Annotated in this window: 16 protein-coding genes; 6 read left to right on the top strand and 10 right to left on the bottom strand. The window is 67.4% G+C overall.

Going from position 1 to position 17,200, the window contains the following annotated elements; genetic code table 11:
* The first annotated feature begins 58 nt into the window (after nucleotides 1-58).
* Nucleotides 59-760, top strand: coding sequence for a monofunctional biosynthetic peptidoglycan transglycosylase (gene mtgA / locus FOB47_RS22800; protein WP_053823204.1), 702 nt, complete (start codon nucleotides 59-61; stop codon nucleotides 758-760).
* Between the two features lie 54 nt (nucleotides 761-814).
* On the opposite strand, the gene corA is transcribed toward mtgA, so the two are convergent.
* Nucleotides 815-1,777 carry a magnesium/cobalt transporter CorA gene (gene corA, locus FOB47_RS22795; RefSeq protein WP_006577335.1) on the bottom strand — a complete coding sequence of 321 codons (963 nt, stop codon included), beginning with the start codon at nucleotides 1,775-1,777 and terminating at the stop codon, nucleotides 815-817.
* A gap of 501 nt (nucleotides 1,778-2,278) precedes the next feature.
* Nucleotides 2,279-3,172, bottom strand: a complete 894-nt coding sequence (locus FOB47_RS22790) for a DMT family transporter (protein WP_174782164.1) — start codon at nucleotides 3,170-3,172, stop codon at nucleotides 2,279-2,281.
* Between the two features lie 210 nt (nucleotides 3,173-3,382).
* On the opposite strand from FOB47_RS22790, the gene pyrF reads away from it, so the two are divergent.
* Complete coding sequence (gene pyrF / locus FOB47_RS22785) at nucleotides 3,383-4,225, top strand: orotidine-5'-phosphate decarboxylase (protein WP_053822516.1); 843 nt, start codon at nucleotides 3,383-3,385, stop codon at nucleotides 4,223-4,225.
* Between the two features lie 25 nt (nucleotides 4,226-4,250).
* Here the strand turns inward: pyrF and FOB47_RS22780 are convergent, their stop codons facing one another.
* The 3 genes from FOB47_RS22780 to thiL all read right to left on the bottom strand — a co-directional run bounded on the left by FOB47_RS22780 (nucleotide 4,251) and on the right by thiL (nucleotide 6,529).
* Nucleotides 4,251-4,748, bottom strand: a complete 498-nt coding sequence (locus tag FOB47_RS22780) for a CinA family protein (RefSeq protein ID WP_151023457.1) — start codon at nucleotides 4,746-4,748, stop codon at nucleotides 4,251-4,253.
* Between the two features lie 61 nt (nucleotides 4,749-4,809).
* Nucleotides 4,810-5,376, bottom strand: a complete 567-nt coding sequence (locus tag FOB47_RS22775; protein ID WP_174782163.1) for a phosphatidylglycerophosphatase A family protein — start codon at nucleotides 5,374-5,376, stop codon at nucleotides 4,810-4,812.
* Between the two features lie 139 nt (nucleotides 5,377-5,515).
* Nucleotides 5,516-6,529: a thiamine-phosphate kinase gene (gene thiL / locus FOB47_RS22770; protein ID WP_174782162.1), complete on the bottom strand. Its 1,014-nt coding sequence runs from the start codon at nucleotides 6,527-6,529 to the stop codon at nucleotides 5,516-5,518.
* A 312-nt stretch (nucleotides 6,530-6,841) separates the two neighbouring features.
* Here thiL and FOB47_RS22765 point away from each other — a divergent pair, with 312 nt between their 5' ends.
* The 3 genes from FOB47_RS22765 to FOB47_RS22755 all read left to right on the top strand — a co-directional run bounded on the left by FOB47_RS22765 (nucleotide 6,842) and on the right by FOB47_RS22755 (nucleotide 10,500).
* Nucleotides 6,842-9,190 (top strand): NADP-dependent malic enzyme, encoded by a 2,349-nt coding sequence (locus FOB47_RS22765; protein WP_053822514.1) that lies wholly within the window; start codon nucleotides 6,842-6,844, stop codon nucleotides 9,188-9,190.
* Nucleotides 9,191-9,544: 354 nt separating this feature from the next.
* Nucleotides 9,545-9,895 carry a guanyl-specific ribonuclease gene (locus tag FOB47_RS22760; protein WP_174782542.1) on the top strand — a complete coding sequence of 117 codons (351 nt, stop codon included), beginning with the start codon at nucleotides 9,545-9,547 and terminating at the stop codon, nucleotides 9,893-9,895.
* The gene (locus FOB47_RS22755) at nucleotides 9,892-10,500 is read left to right on the top strand and encodes a barstar family protein (RefSeq protein ID WP_006579293.1); all 609 of its coding nucleotides are present in this window, start codon (nucleotides 9,892-9,894) and stop codon (nucleotides 10,498-10,500) included. The genes FOB47_RS22760 and FOB47_RS22755 overlap by 4 nt, the downstream gene beginning before the upstream one ends.
* Before the next feature lie 103 nt (nucleotides 10,501-10,603).
* Here FOB47_RS22755 and FOB47_RS22750 read toward each other — a convergent pair.
* The 5 genes from FOB47_RS22750 to FOB47_RS22730 form a co-directional block, all read right to left on the bottom strand.
* Nucleotides 10,604-11,847, bottom strand: a protein-coding gene (locus FOB47_RS22750) for an IS3 family transposase (protein ID WP_420070542.1) whose coding sequence is annotated in 2 segments (ribosomal slippage) — nucleotides 10,604-11,493 and nucleotides 11,493-11,847 — 1,245 coding nt in all. Because the reading frame shifts where the segments join, the coding sequence is not laid out codon by codon here.
* 136 nt (nucleotides 11,848-11,983) lie between these two features.
* A complete protein-coding gene (locus FOB47_RS22745) occupies nucleotides 11,984-12,556 on the bottom strand; it encodes a YidB family protein (RefSeq protein WP_174782161.1) in 573 nt (190 codons plus the stop codon).
* 91 nt (nucleotides 12,557-12,647) lie between these two features.
* Nucleotides 12,648-13,394: a 16S rRNA (uracil(1498)-N(3))-methyltransferase gene (locus FOB47_RS22740; RefSeq protein ID WP_053822513.1), complete on the bottom strand. Its 747-nt coding sequence runs from the start codon at nucleotides 13,392-13,394 to the stop codon at nucleotides 12,648-12,650.
* 91 nt (nucleotides 13,395-13,485) lie between these two features.
* A complete protein-coding gene (locus tag FOB47_RS22735) occupies nucleotides 13,486-13,929 on the bottom strand; it encodes a VOC family protein (RefSeq protein WP_053822512.1) in 444 nt (147 codons plus the stop codon).
* A gap of 181 nt (nucleotides 13,930-14,110) precedes the next feature.
* Complete coding sequence (locus FOB47_RS22730) at nucleotides 14,111-15,013, bottom strand: spermine/spermidine synthase domain-containing protein (RefSeq protein WP_244959366.1); 903 nt, start codon at nucleotides 15,011-15,013, stop codon at nucleotides 14,111-14,113.
* 73 nt (nucleotides 15,014-15,086) lie between these two features.
* Here FOB47_RS22730 and tkt point away from each other — a divergent pair, with 73 nt between their 5' ends.
* Entirely contained in the window at nucleotides 15,087-17,117 is a 2,031-nt protein-coding gene (tkt, locus tag FOB47_RS22725; protein WP_170265969.1) for a transketolase, read from the top strand.
* The last annotated feature ends 83 nt before the right edge of the window (nucleotides 17,118-17,200 follow it).

Here is a 17,200-nt window from a genome sequence, read left to right as displayed (position 1 = left end):
ACGCGCCGTCCGTTCTCGTGCCGCCGCCGCGTCCGCGCGCGCGGGCGCTTCCTCGCCGCTGCGCTGGCTCGCGTGGCTGGCGGGCAGCGTGCTCGCCGGCGTGGCCGCGATGCAGGTCTATTTCTTCCTGCAGATCGCCGCGTGGCAGGTCGTCGATCCCGGTCCGACCTCGTTCATGCGCGCCGAACGCTGGCGGCTGTGCGGCTGGAATGTCTGGAGCTGCGGCATCGAGCGGCAGTGGGTGCCCTATGCCGATATCTCGCGCAATCTGAAACGGGCGGTGATCGCCAGCGAGGACGCCGACTTCGTCAATCATCCGGGCTACGACTTCGACGCGATGCTCGAGGCCTGGGAGCGCAACAAGAAGCGCGGCCATATCGTGCGCGGCGGGTCGACCATCACGCAGCAGCTGGCCAAGAACCTGTTCCTGTCGCCGGAGCAGCATTACCTGCGCAAGGGCCAGGAGCTCTTGATCACCTGGATGCTGGAGTTCTGGCTCGACAAGCAGCGCATCTACGAGATCTATCTGAACTCGGTCGAGTGGGGCGAGGGCGTGTTCGGCGCCGAGGCGGCCGCGCGCCACTACTTCAAGACCAGCGCCGCTCGCCTCAGCGTGGGCCAGGCGGCGCGGCTGGCGGCGGCGCTGCCGGCGCCCAAATGCTTCGACAAGAAGCAGTACTGCGCCCATGTGCGCGTCAACTTCCGCGCCAAGGCCGGCATCATCGCGCGCCGGATGGGGTCGGCCACGCTGCCGGACTGATGCCTTCGGGCGGCGACCAGCCCGGTCGCCGTCGCGGCGCCGGGCCTTGCCGCCTCAGCTGAGCCAGCCCTTGCGGCGGAAATAGATCAGCGGAATCGCCGCCGACACCGCCATCAGCGCGATCGCCCACGGATAGCCGGCGGCCCAGTCGAGCTCGGGCATCACCTTGAAGTTCATGCCGTAGACGCTGGCGATCAGGGTCGGCGGCATCAGCGCCACCGACACCACCGAGAACAGCTTGATGATCTTGTTCTGGTTGATGTTGATGAAACCGACCGTCGCGTCCATCAGGAAGTTGATCTTGTCGAACAGGAACGCGGTGTGGTTCTCGATCGAGTCGATGTCGCGCAGGATCTGGCGCGCCTCGTCCTGCTGCTCGGCGGACAGCAGCTGGCTGCGCATCAGGAAGGACAGCGCGCGCCGGGTGTCCATCACGTTGCGGCGGATGCGGCCGTTGCGGTCTTCCTCGCGCGCGATGGTCTCGAGCACATCGGCCGCGGCGGCATCGGTCACGTTCTCGGCCAGCACGCGCTTGCTGGCGTCCTCCAGCCGTTCGTAGATCTCCTCGATCGAGTCCGCCGAGTATTCGGCGTCGGTCGCGTACAGATCCATCAGCACGTCCTTGGCGTTGCGCACCGAGCCCGGGCGCATGCGCGCGCGCAGCCGCACCAGCCGGAACACCGGCAGGTCCTCGTCGTGGATGGAGAACAGCACGTCGCGCGTCAGCACGAAGGCCACGCGCACGTTGCGCGAGACCTCGTCCTCGTCGAGCAGGAAGTCGGTGCGGATATGGATGTTCTCATCCTCGCCCTCGAAATAACGGGCCGAGGCCTCGAGGTCGCCAAGGTCCTCGAGCTCGGGCAGGGCCACGCCGTAGGCTTCCTTGATCCAGTCCAGTTCCTCGTCGTCGGGGCTGACGACATCGATCCAGATGGGCTTGTGCTGCAGCAACTCGTTGCGGTCGTCGACCTGCTCCTGGGCGAGCCGGCCTTTCTGCAGGACGAACAGATTGATCATCCCCGGTATTCCTTATGCCGTTCGATGAAGAAAAGCGGCAGGCAGGCTTGCGGCACGGCCGGGCCGCACCCTTCGCGACGGCGAATGGCGGGCTCGAAGGCAAGCGTGATCGCGCTGCGCGGACGGGCCGTGCAAGGCGATGGCGTTTGCCGTTGATGGCTGGCAAGCCGGGTGAGGGAAGTCCGCAACAACGCGGCGGGCCCGTTGCATCGATGGCCGCCGGTGGCAGTACGGAAAAAACACTCGCCCGCAGTGTGCTGCGGGCGGGTTCGGCGAGCGTCCGACCAGCATGGTCCGGACGGGTTCGTCGTTACGCAGCCCGCAGTGACATGGCATTCGTAGAGGTCGCGGCTTTGCCGCGGCAACTCGAACACCCGATGCTACTGCCCACGTAATTTCTCCGGGATTATGGATGGGCGCGAGTGTAGCCCAACGCGACCGCGTTTGTTAAGTGAAATCTGGATGAAGCGTCACCGCGGCCAGTGGGAGCGGGGCCGCGCGTCAGCGCCGGCGCAGCCGCGGCAGCAACAGCGGCACCAGCAGCACCGAGGCCAGCGCGGCGAACATCAGCACGATGGCGGCGTAGTCCTGCCAGTGCGGCTGCTCGCCCAGCATCCACATGCCCGAGAACACGCCGACCACCGGGATGAACATGATCGACAGGCTCGACACGACCGGCGGCAGCGAACGGGCCAGCGCGAACCAGACCAGATGGCAGAAGGCGAACACGACCACCGCGTTGTACAGGATCGCCGCCCATTCGATCGCGTTCGGCATGCGCCAGCCGTCTTCGAACAGCATCGTGCCGACCAGCAGGAACGGCAGCGCGACGGCCAGCATCCAGAAGGTCAGCGTGCCGAGCGGGATATCGACCGGGGTGCGCTTCATCAGCTGGGTGCCGTAGCCCCAGCCGGCGGCGGCCGCCAGCATCATCACGGTGCCGGTCGGGCTGCCGGTCAGCGCGCCGAACTCGCTCGACATCAGCAGCAGCGTGCCGGCCAGCGCGCAGCCGATGCCGACCCAGGCCCAGCCGGAGATCCGCTCGCGAAACAGCAGCAGCCCCCAGACCACGGCCCAGATCGGCATCGTGTAACCGAGGATCGCCGCGCGGCCGGACGACAGCATCTTGACCGCCCCGATCGCCAGCAGGTGCCAGATCACCATATTGGGCAGCGCCAGCTTGAACACCGTGCCCCAGGCCTCGCGCGGTACCGCCAGCGGGATGCCCTTGGCACGCAGCGCCAGCCCCAGCGCGATCAGGCCGCCGGCCATGCACAGCAGGCGGAAACCCAGCGGCGGGAAATAGGCCACGCCGATCTTCATCACGGGCCAGTTGACGCCCCAGGCGAGCGTCAGCGCGACGAGCAGGGCAAGGTTGCGGCGATCGAGAGTCATGGAGGGCAGGCGGCTACGGGTGCGTTACCGCTCTTTCTATTGGTTTCGTCTGTCGGAAAAGCGCAAGGAAGATAGCATGCAACGGGTAAAATTGCCGGCAACGACCCGCCCGTCGCCGGCCGCCGCGATTGCCTTCGCGTGCCGGCGCACGATGGCCAACGGTCCGCCGCGGCCCATCCCGGGCCCCGACGCCACGCATTCGAGCGATCCATGACCCGTTCTTCCGTTCCTCCCGTCCCGTTCACCGAGCAGCTGACCCAGGCCTGGCGGCGCAACGATTCGCTGCTGTGCGTCGGGCTCGATCCGGACCCGGGCAAGCTGCCGCTGTCGCTGACCGGCGCCGGCGGCGCGATCTTCTCGTTCTGCCGGGAGATCGTCGACGCCACCGCCGACCTGGTCTGCGCCTTCAAGCCGCAGATCGCCTACTTCGCCTCGCAGCGCGCCGAGGACCAGCTCGAACAGCTGATCCACTATATCCACGACGCGCACCCCGGCATCCCGGTGATCCTCGACGCCAAGCGCGGCGATATCGGCTCGACCGCGCAGCACTACGCGATCGAGGCGTTCGATCGCTACCAGGCCGATGCGGTCACGGTCAGTCCGTATATGGGATTCGATTCGGTCGAGCCGTATCTGGCCTATCCGGAGCGCGGTGTCATCGTGCTGTGCCGCACCTCGAATCCGGGCGGCTCCGACGTGCAGTTCCTGCAGGTCGAGGGCAAGCCGATCTATCAGCTGGTCGCCGAGCAGGCCGCGGCGCGCTGGAATACGACCGGGCAGATGGGGCTGGTGGTCGGCGCGACCTTCCCCAACGAGATCGCCAGGGTGCGCGAGCTGGTCGGCGACATGCCGCTGCTGATTCCGGGCATCGGCGCCCAGGGCGGCGACATCGAGGCCACCGTCAAGGCGGGCCGCACCGCCGACGGCACCGGCATGATGATCAATTCGTCGCGGGCGATCCTGTACGCCAGCCGGGAGAAGGACTTCGCCGCGGCGGCCCGCCGCGCCGCGCTGCAGACGCGCGACACGATCAATCGCTTCCGGCAGGGTTGAACGGGCGGCCGGGGTGCGGCGGCGCTCAGGCCTCGTTGCGGACCAGCTCGAGCAGGCCGCGCATCGCATGCTCGGCGGCCTGGCGGCGGATCTGCTGGCGGTCGCCCTTGAAGCGCTGGGTCTCGACCCGGGTCACGATGCGGTTGCTCCAGCCGAAGCAGACCATGCCGACCGGCTTCTCCGGCGTGCCGCCGGTCGGACCGGCGACGCCGGTGATCGACAGCGCCACCTGGGCGCGGCTGTTGAGCAGCGCGCCCTCGGCCATCGCGTGGGCGACTTCCTCGCTGACCGCGCCGTAGTCGCGGATCAGCTTGGCGGGGACGCCCAGCATCGTGCTCTTGGCCTCGTTCGAGTAGGTCACGAAGCCGCGTTCGAACCAGCCGGACGAACCGGCGACGTCGGTGATCGCGGCCGCCACCAGCCCGCCGGTACAGGACTCGGCGGTGGCGACCATCAGCGATTTTTCCTTGAGGGCGATGCCGGCCTGGACGGCAAGCTGGTCGAGCAAGCGGCTGATGGACATGATGACGGCTCTCGTGCTGGCGGTGAATCGATGCGGTACGGTTTCGGCGGCGCGGATGCGCTCAGAACGAGCGCCACAGCGCGAACACCAGCAGCGTGTAGAACGCCGCCACCAGATCGTCGAACATCACGCCGAAGCCGCCGCGCAGGCCCGGGCCCTTGAGCGTGCGGTCGTAATAGGCGATCGGCGCGGGTTTGGCCATGTCGAACAGCCGGAACCACAGGAAGGCGGCGAACTGGCCCCAGAAACCGGTCGGCATCACGAAGGCCAGCACCAGCCAGAACGCCACGATCTCGTCCCACACCATGCTGCCGTGATCGTGCACGCCCATCGCGCGCGCGGTCCGTGCGCAGGTCCACAGGCCCAGCAGGAAGCCGCCGATGATGATCCACAGCCAGGCGGACGGCTGCACCCACAGCGAGATCACGACGAAGGACAGCCAGCCGTACAGCGTGCCCACGGTGCCGGGCACCACCGGCGACAGGCCGGAACCGAAGCCCAGCGCGATGAAATGCGCGGGATGGGACAGCATGAAGCGCGCCGTCGGGCGCAGGATCTTGGCGGTCTGACCGGCCTCCAGCGTCATCGCGGGATCGGTCGACGCCGAACCGGGAGGGTAGGCGGACATCAAGGTATCTGGCTCGTTTGTTATCGCGGTCGGAGGCGGCCGGGGCTCGTCGGCCTATCCGCGCGGCAAGCGCGGCAGGCTGCCGCCGGACGCGGCGCTCCGCCGCATGGCGGCATCATGACATGCCGCCGTCCCGCTGTCAGGGGTTGGCGAAATGATCGAAGCTTCTGGCCTGGAAGGAGACGGGCTCGCCACCGGCATCGACAAGGCGCAGCCCCGGCTCGGCGGTGATCGTGCCGACCCGGGTCAGCGCCAGCCCCAGCCTCAGCCCCAGCGCGGCCAGCGCCTCGCGAGCGCCGGCCGGGGCGGTGAAGCATAGCTCGTAGTCGTCGCCGCCGGCCAGCACGCATTCGAGCTGGCAGTCGCGCGGCTGGCTCGCCAACACCTCGGAACGCGGCAGCGCGTCGACGTCGAGCAGCGCGCCGACCTGCGAGCGCTCCAGGATGTGGCCGAGATCTCCGACCAGCCCGTCCGAAATATCGAGCGCCGCGTGGGCCAGCCCGCGCAGCGCCATGCCTAGCGCCACGCGCGGCGTCGGCGTGTCCATGCGCGGACGCACCAGCGTGAAGTCGGGCTCGGGCAACAGCCATTCGCCGCGGCAGTCCCCGAGCGCCAGCCGCGCGTCGCCAAGCGTGCCGGAGATCCAGATATCGTCGCCAGGCCGGGCGGCGTCGCGGCGCAGCGCGCTGCCGCGCGGCACGTCGCCGAACACCGTCAGCGACAGCGTCAGCGGGCCGCGCGTGGTGTCGCCGCCGACCAGCTCGCAGCCATGCGCGTCGGCCAGTTCCAGCATGCCCGCGGCCAGCTCGGCCAGCCAGGCGGGCTCGGCCTCGGGCAACGCCAGCGCCAGCGTGAAGGCGCGCGGCTCGGCGCCCATCGCCGCCAGATCGGACAGATTGACGGCGAGCGCCTTGTGGCCCAGCGCGCGCGGCGGCACGTCGGGAAAGAAATGGCGGCCGCTGACCAGCATGTCGGTGCTGACCGCCAGCAGATGGCCCGGGCGCGGGTCCAGCAGCGCGCAGTCGTCGCCGACGCCGAGCACCGCCTTGCGGGCCGGATGGGTGAAATAGCGGCGAATCAGCTCGAACTCGGAAAGCTGCGCGGATGGATGCGTGGAAAGGTGCGCGGCGGCGTCGCGGTCGGTCGGAGGCATGCTGGAGTCGGCTCGGAAGCCCGCCGGGTGGGGCGCGGTACGAAGGCGGGGCAGTCCTGGGAGTCTCGTGGTGGGGCCGCCGGACGAAGCCTTGGACGGCATGCACGGCTGGTCAGTACCGCCGGCATCCGGCATATTGTACCGAAACGCAAAGGTGCCTCTCGCAAAACGCTTATTGTGAAATAAAATTTCACAATATAAAATGCGGGGCTCGATCAGGAGACAGCGGGCAGGTGGAGCCGGCCCGCGAGGGTGTGTTCCCACCGTTTTCCGCTTCGTCAAACACGGCTCCACAGACCGGAAGATGCGCCGATGACCAGTCCTTCGCAGCCCGATTCACAGCCGAACTCGCAGGCAATCTCGCAAGACGAGCTGAAACAGCAGCAGCGCGAGGCGCTGCGCAAAGCCGCCCTCGAATATCACGAGTTTCCGACCCCGGGCAAGATTTCGGTCACGCCGACCAAGCCGCTGTCGAACCAGCGCGACCTGGCGCTGGCCTATTCGCCGGGCGTCGCGGCCGCTTGCGAAGAGATCGTCGCCGATCCGGCCAATTCCTTCCGCTACACCGCGCGCGGCAATCTGGTCGGCGTGGTCACCAACGGCACCGCGGTGCTCGGCCTGGGCGACATCGGCCCGGCGGCCTCGAAGCCGGTGATGGAAGGCAAGGCGGGCCTGTTCAAGAAGTTCGCCGGCATCGACGTGTTCGATATCGAGATCGACGAGAAGGACCCGGAAAAGCTGGTCGACATCATCGCCTCGCTGGAGCCGACCTTCGGCGGCATCAACCTCGAGGACATCAAGGCGCCGGAGTGCTTCTATGTCGAGCGCAAGCTGCGCGAGCGGATGAAGATTCCCGTCTTCCACGACGACCAGCACGGCACCGCGATCGTGGTCGGCGCGGCCGTCATCAACGGGCTGCGCGTGGTCGGCAAGGACATCAAGGACGTCAAGCTGGTCGCCTCGGGCGCGGGCGCCGCGGCGCTGGCCTGCCTGGACCTGCTGGTCGATCTCGGCCTGCCGCTGTCGAACATCTGGGTCACGGACCTGGCGGGCGTGGTCTACGAGGGCCGCACCGAACTGATGGATCCGGAGAAGGCGCGCTTCGCGCAGAAGACCGACAAGCGCAAGCTGGCCGAGGTCATCGACGGCGCGGACATCTTCCTGGGCCTGTCGGCCGCCGGCGTGCTCAAGCAGGACATGGTGCAGCGGATGGCCGACCGCCCGCTGGTGCTGGCGCTGGCCAACCCGAATCCGGAAATCATGCCGGAGCAGGTCAAGGAAGTGCGGCCCGACGCGGTGATCGCCACCGGCCGCACCGACTATCCGAACCAGGTCAACAACGTTCTTTGCTTCCCGTTCATCTTCCGCGGCGCGCTGGACGTGGGCGCGACGACCATCACCAAGCAGATGGAAATCGCTGCCGCGCACGCCGTCGCGGAACTGGCGCGGCAGGAGCAGAGCGATATCGTGGCGACCGCCTACGGTATCCAGGACCTGTCGTTCGGCCCCGAATACCTGATTCCGAAGCCCTTCGATCCGCGCCTGATCGTCAAGGTCGCGCCGGCGGTGGCGCAGGCGGCGATGGATTCCGGCGTCGCGACCCGCCCGATCGAGGACATGGACGCGTACAAGCTGCAGCTGCAGCAGTTCGTCTACCACTCGGGCACGCTGATGAAGCCGATCTACGCCGCCGCCCGCAAGGTCGCGATGGAGAAGAAGCGCATCGTGTTCGCCGAGGGCGAGGAAGAGCGCGTGCTGCGCGCGGTGCAGGTGATCGTCGACGAGAAGCTGGCCAACCCGATCCTGATCGGCCGGCCCGCCGTGCTGACGCACCGCATCGAACGCTTCGGCCTGCGCCTGCGCATGGGCGTCGACTTCACCGTGGTCAACCCGGAGCACGACGAGCGCTTCCGCGACTACTCCGACACCTACTACCGGATGATGGCCCGCCAGGGCGTGACGCCGCAGTACGCCAAGCTGGAGATGCGCCGCCGCACCACGCTGATCGGCGCGATGCTGGTGCACAAGGGCGAGGCCGACGGCATGATCTGCGGCACCGTCAGCAATACCGCCGCGCATCTGCGCTATATCGACCAGGTGCTGGGCGGCACCAACGAGGTCTATGCGGCGATGAACGGCCTGGTGCTGCCGGGCCGGCAGATCTTCCTGGTGGACACCCACGTCAACGTCGATCCGAGCGCGCCGCAACTGGCCGAGATCACGATCATGGCGGCCGAGGAGCTCAAGCGCTTCGGCATCGAGCCCAAGATCGCGCTGCTGTCGCATTCGAACTTCGGCTCCTCCGAGGCGCCGTCGGCGCAGAAGATGCGCGAGACGCTGGCGATCCTGCGAGAGCGCGCGCCGGAACTCGAGGTCGACGGCGAGATGCACGGCGACTGCGCGCTCGACCAGAAGCTGCGCGACCAGCTGGTGCCGGACGGCACGCTGAAGGGCGAAGCGAACCTGCTGGTGTGCCCGAACATCGACGCCGCCAATATCGCCTACAACCTGCTGAAGACGGCCGCCGGCAACAACGTGGCGATCGGCCCGATCCTGCTGGGCGTCAACGCACCGGTGCATATCCTGACGCCGTCGGCAACCGTCCGCCGCATCGTCAATATGACGTCGCTGGTGGTGGTGGACGCGGCGGCGAAGCGGTAAGACCTCGCCAGGCGAGTGCAGGAGCCGGGGCATGCCCCGGCTTTTTTATTGCTCCCCAGAGGCGGTTAGTGTGCGCATACATTCCATTAACGCCTTGAAACAATTCAGGTTTTCGGCGTCACCCGGGCGCGGGGATTGATTATTTAACCGCTTGCGCGTAACCTAGCGCCTTCGATGCAGGCGATCCGTCGACCGCGCTTGGCGTTGGATTGCTGCGCCACCAGACCAGACAACGTGGGTTCCCCGACTTCTTTGCCGCAACGCGCACCGCGCTCCGACAAGATCCTGCAACGGGTCCAGCCTTCGCTCCAACGGATTGCGCGCGGCGCCCTGCCTACGCTCGCGGCGCTGGCCATGGCGGCCACGCTGACGCAACCGGCGCAGGCGAAGCAGTCCTCGCAGGTGCTGCCCGATACGCTGGGAACCATTGCAGTGCAGCAACTGCCCAACGAAGCACAGCAGACGCTGCAGCGCATCGAGGCCGGGGGGCCGTACCCCTACGCGAAGGATGGCTCGCGGTTCGGCAACTACGAGCGGATTTTGCCTCGGCGGCCGCGCGGCTATTACCGTGAATACACGGTTGTCCGTCCAGGCAGCCGCAATCGGGGGGCAAAGCGAATCGTCTGTGGCGGCGAACAACGGGCCGCCAACGACTGCTATTACACGGAAGACCACTACAACAGCTTCAAACGGATAATCAGATGATGACTGACATTTTCGGACTGGGCGACGCCCTTGCCGCCCGCGAAGAGCGCGGCGCCGGAGATGGCTGGCAGCGGGCTCAACAACATGCCCAGAACCTTTATGACAGTGTGCTGATGATGCCCCGCTACGAGGTCGCGCACAATAAACTGCCGCCGGCGTCGCCGCAGGACGGCAATGCCGAAGTGGCCTGCGGCAGAGAGGCCGCGCTGAACCTGTTCAAGACCGTGCGACCCAATATCGTTCAGTCGATCCGCGCCTTCCGCGTGCCCGAGCTGGCACAGGCTGCCGCCGATCTCGGTCAGCATTTTCTCTACGCGAATTGCGCCCATTGCACGACCAAGGGCGAGGTGCTGGAAACGATCGCCACCGCCTTCCTGTTCCCGAAGCACTTCGGCAAGAACTTCGATGCGCTGGCCGATTGCCTGACCGACATGATCCACAAGGCCGGCGTGCAGCCCGGTTTCGTCATCGTGCTCGAGGGCCTGCCCTGCGCGCAGAAGTTCGACAAGGAAGCGCGCGAGACGCTGCTCGACGTGTTCCGCGACGCCGCCGAATTCTGGGCCGAGCGCCGCGTGCAATTCCGCGTGTTCTACTCGTTCGCCTGAGCGCTCTGGTCCCGTCGGCCGCGCGATGCCGCGCAGCGATCGCCGATCGTAGACGGTGTCAAGTCCTGACATAGGTTGACAGTTCTTTTGCGGTTGCCTGGTCTTATTGAGCCAAGGTGAGCAACGCCCGATGGACCTCATCGGGCGTTTTGTATTTCAAGGCCTGATGCGGACGCTCGCCGTTATAGATCTGTACTGACTCTCGGACCATACGGGCAGCTTGCAGCAGATCTCGCGGACGGTTCAAGAGGAACTCGCTCTTGAGGATGCCGTTAATGCGCTCGGCCATGGCGTTTTGATAGCAGTCGTAGCCATCGGTCATCGAGCAGGTCAGGCCGTGCCGCTGATGGATAGCCTGATAGTAAGTCGAGCAGTATTGAATGCCGCGATCCGAATGGTGTACCAAGGGCTGCCGGGTCTGGCGTGAGCGCAGCGCCATCTTCAGGGCCTGGCTCACTTGCTCGGTCTGCAGGCTATCGTGGACGTGGTAGCCCACGATCTTTCGTGAGTAGGCGTCGGTGACCAGGCTAAGGTAGACCGTCTGGTGCGTCGTGGGCAGGTACGTAATGTCAGCGACCCAGAGCTGTTCTGGTGCAGTGGGTACGACCTTTTGCGGTCCATCCTTGAGCAAGTTTGGATGGCGGCGAAAGCGGTGGTGGCTGTCGGTGGTCTTGTGATAGGCCCGATGCGGCTTCACCAGTAGCCTGGCCGCGCGCAGCACTTCGAACAGCCGGTCACGACCGAGCTGGATATCGGCCCTCTCCATCGGGGCCCGCAGTACTTGCTGCAGCTTGCGCGTACCTATGCGAGGCTGGCGCAGCCGCACCTGCTTGACCAGCGCACAGATCGCACTATCCCGAGCGGCCTGCCGCAGTTCGCTGTCGCGGCGCTTGTAGTAAGCCTGACGGCTGATGCCGAAGTAACGGCAGGCCTTGCTAACGCTTAGCCCTTGGACGAGCTCTTGCGTGAGGACCTGCCCAAAGGCTTTTTTACGATGCGCCCCCCGTGCTCCTTCTGGATCACGTCAATCACTGCCTCGAACAGGCGCGCTTTCTCCTGCGCTTCGCGCAACTGGACTTCCAACTCCTTGATCCGCTGTTCTGGCGTAACCGGTTTGGTCTTGTCTTGGTTTTCCATCCTGGCGTACTGGACGCCCCGGGGCAACGAGCCGCTCCAGTCCTGTAGTCCATGCTTGCGCAACCATACCAGTACTGTAGACCGGCCCTGGATGCCGTACTTGCGCTGCGCCTGTTTGTACGTCAGTTCGCCTTTTTCCACCGCCTCCACAACTGCCAACTTAAAAGCCAGCGTGTAGTCACGTTGCGTTCGCTTCCGTTCCCTCTCCACAGCACTCTCCCAATCTCGACAGGAAAAGTGTCAACCGTATTCAGGACGGGTCACGGCTCGAAAAAAAGCCCGCCAAACCGGCGGGCTTTTTTGCGTCGCCGGCAGCACGGCGGCCGCCTCGGCATCCGCGGGACGATCAGGCTGCCGGCGGCACCTGTCCCTGCGGCGTCAGCTGATCGATCAGTTCCGGCAGGCCGGCGCTGAGCTGCGCGGCGACGTCGTCGCGCGACAGGCCGGTGGTCGACGACAGCGTGTCGAGCGCGCCCGTGCCCTGCAGCGCCTCGGCCAGCGACGACGGCGATACCGGCTGATTGGGACCGGTGCCGATCCACGAGGACACCTGCTCGCCCAGGCCCGCCTGCGCCAGGATCTGCTGCAGCGCGCCGATGCCGCCCGCCGCCGCGCCGATCGTCTGCGCCTCGCCGGCTGCGCCGCCCTGGCCGCCGAGCAGCCCGCCCAGCACCGAGCCGAGATCGAGTCCGCCACCGCCACCGGCCAGCCCGCCGAGGATGCCGCCCAGACCGCCGGCCATGCCGCCCGGATCCTGCGTCGCCTCGGCACCGCCTTGGCGGCCGCGCATCGCCAGCATCGCCAGCAGGCCGAGCGCCAGCATCATCTTCGGATTCATGCCGGTTTGGCCGGATTCGCCGGCCTGCGCCGGGTTGGTTTGGCCGAGCACGCCGCCAAGCACACTATCGAGCAGTCCCATCTTCAGCTCCTTGTTGTTGATTCGTTTATCGGACCGGCCGGTGCGATGCCGCGCGCCGGCTCGGTCGATAGCGGTCGACGGCGCGGTGCCGTCAGAATCCGCCCAGCAGCGCATCGAGCGCAGCCAGGCAGGCCAGGCCGGCGGTCTCGGTGCGCAGGATGCGCGGTCCGAGCGACACCGCCGTGAAACCTTGCGCCAGCGCGGCACGTTCTTCCTCCGGCGACAGTCCGCCTTCGGGGCCAATCAGCAACGTGACGCCGCCGGCAATCCATTCGTCACGGTGCGCCTGCGCCAGCGCCACCAGCGTCGATTCGGCGCGCGGCGACACCAGCAGCCGCTGTCCCGCGTCGGTCGGGATCGCCGCCAGCCACGCCTCCAAGTTAGCCACCGGCGATACCGCCGGCAAGCGATTGCGTCCGCATTGTTCGCAGGCCGCGGTGACCAGCGCCTGCCAGTGCGCGTGGCGCTTGTGCGCACGTTCGCCGCTGAGCCGCACCACGGCGCGCGCGGTCTGCAAAGGCTGGATCGCGCCGACGCCAAGTTCGACTGCCTTCTCGATCAGCCAGTCCATCTTGTCGCCGCCGGCAATGCCCTGGGCCAGCGTCACGCGGAACGGCAGTTCGCATTCGGTGGCGTCGCGCGCGCCGATCTGCGCGGTCGCGCTGCGTTTGCCGATCTCGACCAGCGTCGCGGCATGGCTGCCGCCGCGTCCGTCGAACAGCGTGATCGGTTCGCCGGGATGCAGCCGCAGCACCTGCACATGGCGCACCACCGCCTCGGGCAGCGGCAGCAGGGTATCTGGGGCAAGCGGTTGATCGACGTAGAAGCGGGGAGGCATCGAATCCAGGGAAATCGGTCAGGCGCGGCGGGCCCCGCGAACGCGCCGACCTCGGCGCCGGCGCGGCAGCGGGCCCCCGCACGGAAATGAATCAGGCTGCCTGCGAGCCCGTTGCGGCGGCGACGGCCTGGTCCAGCGGCCGGGCAAAGCCCCAGCGGTAGCCGTCGAGGTCCTCGACCATGCAATAGCGGTCGCCCCAGAACTGGTCGCCCGGGGCCATCAGGCTGATCGCGCCGGCCGCCACCGCGCGCGCATGCATCGTGTCGACATCGTCGCAGTACAGGTAGAAGGTCTGCGGGCACTCGAACCCGATCGAACGCGGCGTGCGGGCGGTGCTGCCCCAGGCGCCTTCCGGGGCGAACATCACGACCAGTTCGCCGTGGTAGTGCATCTCGGCATGGGTTGGCACGCCGTTTTCGTCGACCACATTGCCGGGCACGAAGCCGAAGGCGCGGCTGTAGAAGTCGAGCGCGCGGCGTGCGTCGCCGACCGTCAGGTAGGGAATCAGCCAGGGCGTGTTGGCAGGTTTGGTCATGATGGTGTCCTCCCGGGTTCCGTGCGACATGCGTGCCGGGGTCGGCGCCCGGGGAGGCGCCAAGGGCAGCCGCACGCTCGCGCACGCTCCACGGTGGCGGACATCGCGCGCGAAGCAAACGCCGGACAAGCGCCGCGCCTGCCTTGCCGGAAGTCCCCGGTGGAGCGGTCAGCCGAGCATATCACGCCGATGTGGCGCCGCCGTCGAACAGCGATTGCAGGTGGCGAGGCAGCGCGAACAGCGCCGCATGCAGGCCGGCGTGATAACAGCGCAGCGCGCCATCGAGCCGCCAGTCGGCGAGCCGGGCGGCCAGCATGGCCGGGTCGGCGGCGCGCACGTCGAGCGTGTCGCTCGCAACCGCGATCGCCCACAGCGCGCCATAGACCGGAATCGCCACCGTCATCGGTTGTACCAGCCGGAATTGATCGCGCAGCCGCCGCCACAGCAGCCGCACCGTGTCGGGCCGGTGGAAGGGCGGCCCGAGATGCAGCGACATCGCGCCGCCCGGCGCCAGGCAGTCATGCGCCGCCCGCAGGCCGCGCGCGCCGAACAGCGCAGCGGCGGGGCTGCCATCGTCCGCGTCGGTCAGGTCGAACACCAGCAGGTCGAAGCGGCGGCCGGCATCGCGCAGCGCTTCCATCGCGGCCAGGCCGTCGCCGATCTTCACCGTTACGCGCGGGTCGTCGAAGGCGCCGTGGTGGATGCCCGGCAGCCAGCGCCGCGCCAGTCGCACCACCTCGGCATCGAGTTCGGCGACCACGACCTCGAGCATGCCGGGCAGCCGCAGCAGTTCGCGCGCGGAACCGCCGTCGCCGCCGCCGATCACCAGCGCGCTGGCGGGAGCGCCATGGGCCGCGGCCATCGGGTGGATCATCACCTCATGCTGGATGAACGCGTCGGCTTCCGCGCTCATGACGCGGCCATCGAGCCGGAAGACGCGGCCGAACAGCGGGTGTTCGCCGATCTCGATGTGCTGGTGGGGCGAGCGCACCGAGGCGCGCGGGGTGACGTTGCCAAGTGTGGAGCCAACGCCGCTCGATAGCCGTTCGCGCCATTCGAGGGCCGCTTCGGAAGGCGCCGCCAAGGCCGCCGCCGTACCGGAAACGCCGCCTCCTTCTGGTAAAATCGCGCTTTTCCCGCCGCCAACTTCCCGCCGCATGTCTCACCTCGCACACCCAGCCACCAGCCCCTATGCCAGCCAGCCCGCGTCGCTGATGGCCAATGCGATCCGCGTCCTGGCGATGGACGCCGTCCAGCAGGCCAATTCGGGCCATCCGGGCATGCCGATGGGCATGGCCGATATCGCCGTCGCGTTGTGGAGCCGTCATCTGAAGCATAACCCGGTCAATCCGAAGTGGGCCGATCGCGACCGCTTCGTGCTGTCCAACGGTCACGGCTCGATGCTGCTGTACGCGCTGCTGCATCTGACCGGCTACGAGCTGCCGATCGAGGAGCTGAAGAACTTCCGCCAGCTGCACAGCAAGACCGCGGGCCATCCGGAATACGGCATCACCCCGGGCGTCGAGACCACCACCGGTCCGCTGGGCCAGGGCATCACCAACGCGGTCGGCATGGCGCTGGCCGAGCGGCTGCTGGGCGAGGAGTTCAACCGTCCCGGCTTTGACATCGTCAACCACTACACCTACGTCTTCCTCGGCGACGGCTGCCTGATGGAGGGCATCAGCCATGAGGCCTGCTCGCTGGCCGGCACGCTGCAGCTGAACAAGCTGATCGCACTGTGGGACGACAACGGCATCTCGATCGACGGCGACGTCGAGCACTGGTTCGCCGACGACACCCCGAAGCGCTTCGAGGCCTATGGCTGGAACGTGATTCGCGCGGTCGACGGCCATGATGTCAACGCGATCGACGCGGCCATCGCCCAGGCCAAGGCCAGCGACAAGCCGACGCTGATCTGCTGCCGCACCGTGATCGGCAAGGGCTCGCCCAACAAGCAGGGCGGCCACGATGTGCACGGCGCCCCGCTGGGCGGCGCCGAGATCCTGGCGACGCGCGAGGCGCTCGGCTGGAGCCACGCCCCGTTCGAATTGCCGGAAGAGGTCTACGCGGCATGGGACGCCCGGGCCAATGGCGCGGCGCTGGAGAAGGCCTGGGCCGCGCTGTTCGAGGGTTATTCGGAGCGTTATCCGTACGAAGCCGGCGAGTTCGAGCGCCGTATGCGCGGCGAGCTGCCGGGTGCGTTCGACGCCGCGGTGCAGGCCTATCTGGCCAAGTGCGAGGAAAAGGCCGAGACCATCGCCACCCGCAAGGCGAGCCAGAACGCGATCGAGGCGCTGGCGCCGGTGCTGCCCGAACTGCTCGGCGGCTCGGCCGACCTGACCGGCTCGAACCTGACCAACTGGTCCGGCAGCAAGGCGGTGCGCGTCGATGCCTGGGGCAACCATATCAACTATGGTGTGCGCGAGTTCGGCATGAGCGCGATCATGAATGGCATCACGCTGCATGGCGGCTACATTCCCTACGGCGGCACCTTCCTGACGTTCTCGGACTACAGCCGCAATGCGCTGCGCATGGCGGCGCTGATGAAGATCCGTACGTTGTTCGTGTTCACGCACGATTCGATCGGCCTGGGCGAGGACGGTCCGACCCACCAGTCGATCGAGCACGTCGCCAGCCTGCGGCTGATCCCCAACATGGACGTCTGGCGCACCGCGGATACCACCGAAACCGCGGTAGCGTGGGCCGAGGCGATCCGCCGCGAGAACGGTCCGAGCTGCCTGATCTTCAGCCGCCAGAACCTGCCGTTCCAGAAGCGCGACGACGCCACCCGCGCCAACATCGCGCGCGGCGGCTATGTGCTGCGCGACAACGTCAATCCGCGCACCGGCCTGCCCGATGCGGTGATCGTCGCGACCGGCTCCGAAGTCGGTCTGGCGGTCGGCGCGGCCGACCAGCTGGCCGCCGAAGGCATTCGTGTGCGCGTCGTGTCTGTGCCCTCGACGACTGTGTTCGACAAGCAGGATGCGGCATACAAGGCGTCGGTGCTGCCGGCGGGCGTGCCCCGCGTGGCGGTCGAGGCCGGCGTCACCGACTTCTGGTGGAAGTACCAGGTGCAGGCGGTGGTGGGCATCGACACCTTCGGCGAATCGGCGCCGGCTGGCGTATTGTTCAAGCACTTCGGGTTCACCGTCGAGAACGTGGCGAACACCGTCAAGAGCGTGATCTGACTTTCCGGGACGTGCGGGCGCGGCGGCGCTGCCGTCGCCGGCCCGGGCGCCCGCAGCTTTTTCTACTTCCCGTTCAGGAGACG

The sequence above is a fragment of the Cupriavidus gilardii genome (genome assembly GCF_013347325.1).
Classification (GTDB): domain Bacteria; phylum Pseudomonadota; class Gammaproteobacteria; order Burkholderiales; family Burkholderiaceae; genus Cupriavidus; species Cupriavidus gilardii.
The sequence above is the reverse complement of the archived record's forward strand: the minus strand, read 5'-3'. Positions and strand labels throughout refer to the sequence as shown.

Bases quoted from the DNA above. Each gene is read 5' to 3' on its own strand.
- thiL (WP_174782162.1), bottom strand. From the start codon at position 6,529: ATGCCTCCGACCGACCGCGACGCCGCCGCGCACCTTTCCACGCATCCA.
- FOB47_RS22735 (WP_053822512.1), bottom strand. From the start codon at position 13,929: ATGACCAAACCTGCCAACACGCCCTGGCTGATTCCCTACCTGACGGTC.
- FOB47_RS22740 (WP_053822513.1), bottom strand. From the start codon at position 13,394: ATGCCTCCCCGCTTCTACGTCGATCAACCGCTTGCCCCAGATACCCTG.
- FOB47_RS22760 (WP_174782542.1), top strand. From the start codon at position 9,545: ATGGCGGCCACGCTGACGCAACCGGCGCAGGCGAAGCAGTCCTCGCAG.
- FOB47_RS22790 (WP_174782164.1), bottom strand. From the start codon at position 3,172: ATGACTCTCGATCGCCGCAACCTTGCCCTGCTCGTCGCGCTGACGCTC.
- FOB47_RS22745 (WP_174782161.1), bottom strand. From the start codon at position 12,556: ATGGGACTGCTCGATAGTGTGCTTGGCGGCGTGCTCGGCCAAACCAAC.
- FOB47_RS22755 (WP_006579293.1), top strand. From the start codon at position 9,892: ATGATGACTGACATTTTCGGACTGGGCGACGCCCTTGCCGCCCGCGAA.
- corA (WP_006577335.1), bottom strand. From the start codon at position 1,777: ATGATCAATCTGTTCGTCCTGCAGAAAGGCCGGCTCGCCCAGGAGCAG.
- FOB47_RS22780 (WP_151023457.1), bottom strand. From the start codon at position 4,748: ATGTCCATCAGCCGCTTGCTCGACCAGCTTGCCGTCCAGGCCGGCATC.
- FOB47_RS22775 (WP_174782163.1), bottom strand. From the start codon at position 5,376: ATGTCCGCCTACCCTCCCGGTTCGGCGTCGACCGATCCCGCGATGACG.
- pyrF (WP_053822516.1), top strand. From the start codon at position 3,383: ATGACCCGTTCTTCCGTTCCTCCCGTCCCGTTCACCGAGCAGCTGACC.
- tkt (WP_170265969.1), top strand. From the start codon at position 15,087: ATGTCTCACCTCGCACACCCAGCCACCAGCCCCTATGCCAGCCAGCCC.
- FOB47_RS22765 (WP_053822514.1), top strand. From the start codon at position 6,842: ATGACCAGTCCTTCGCAGCCCGATTCACAGCCGAACTCGCAGGCAATC.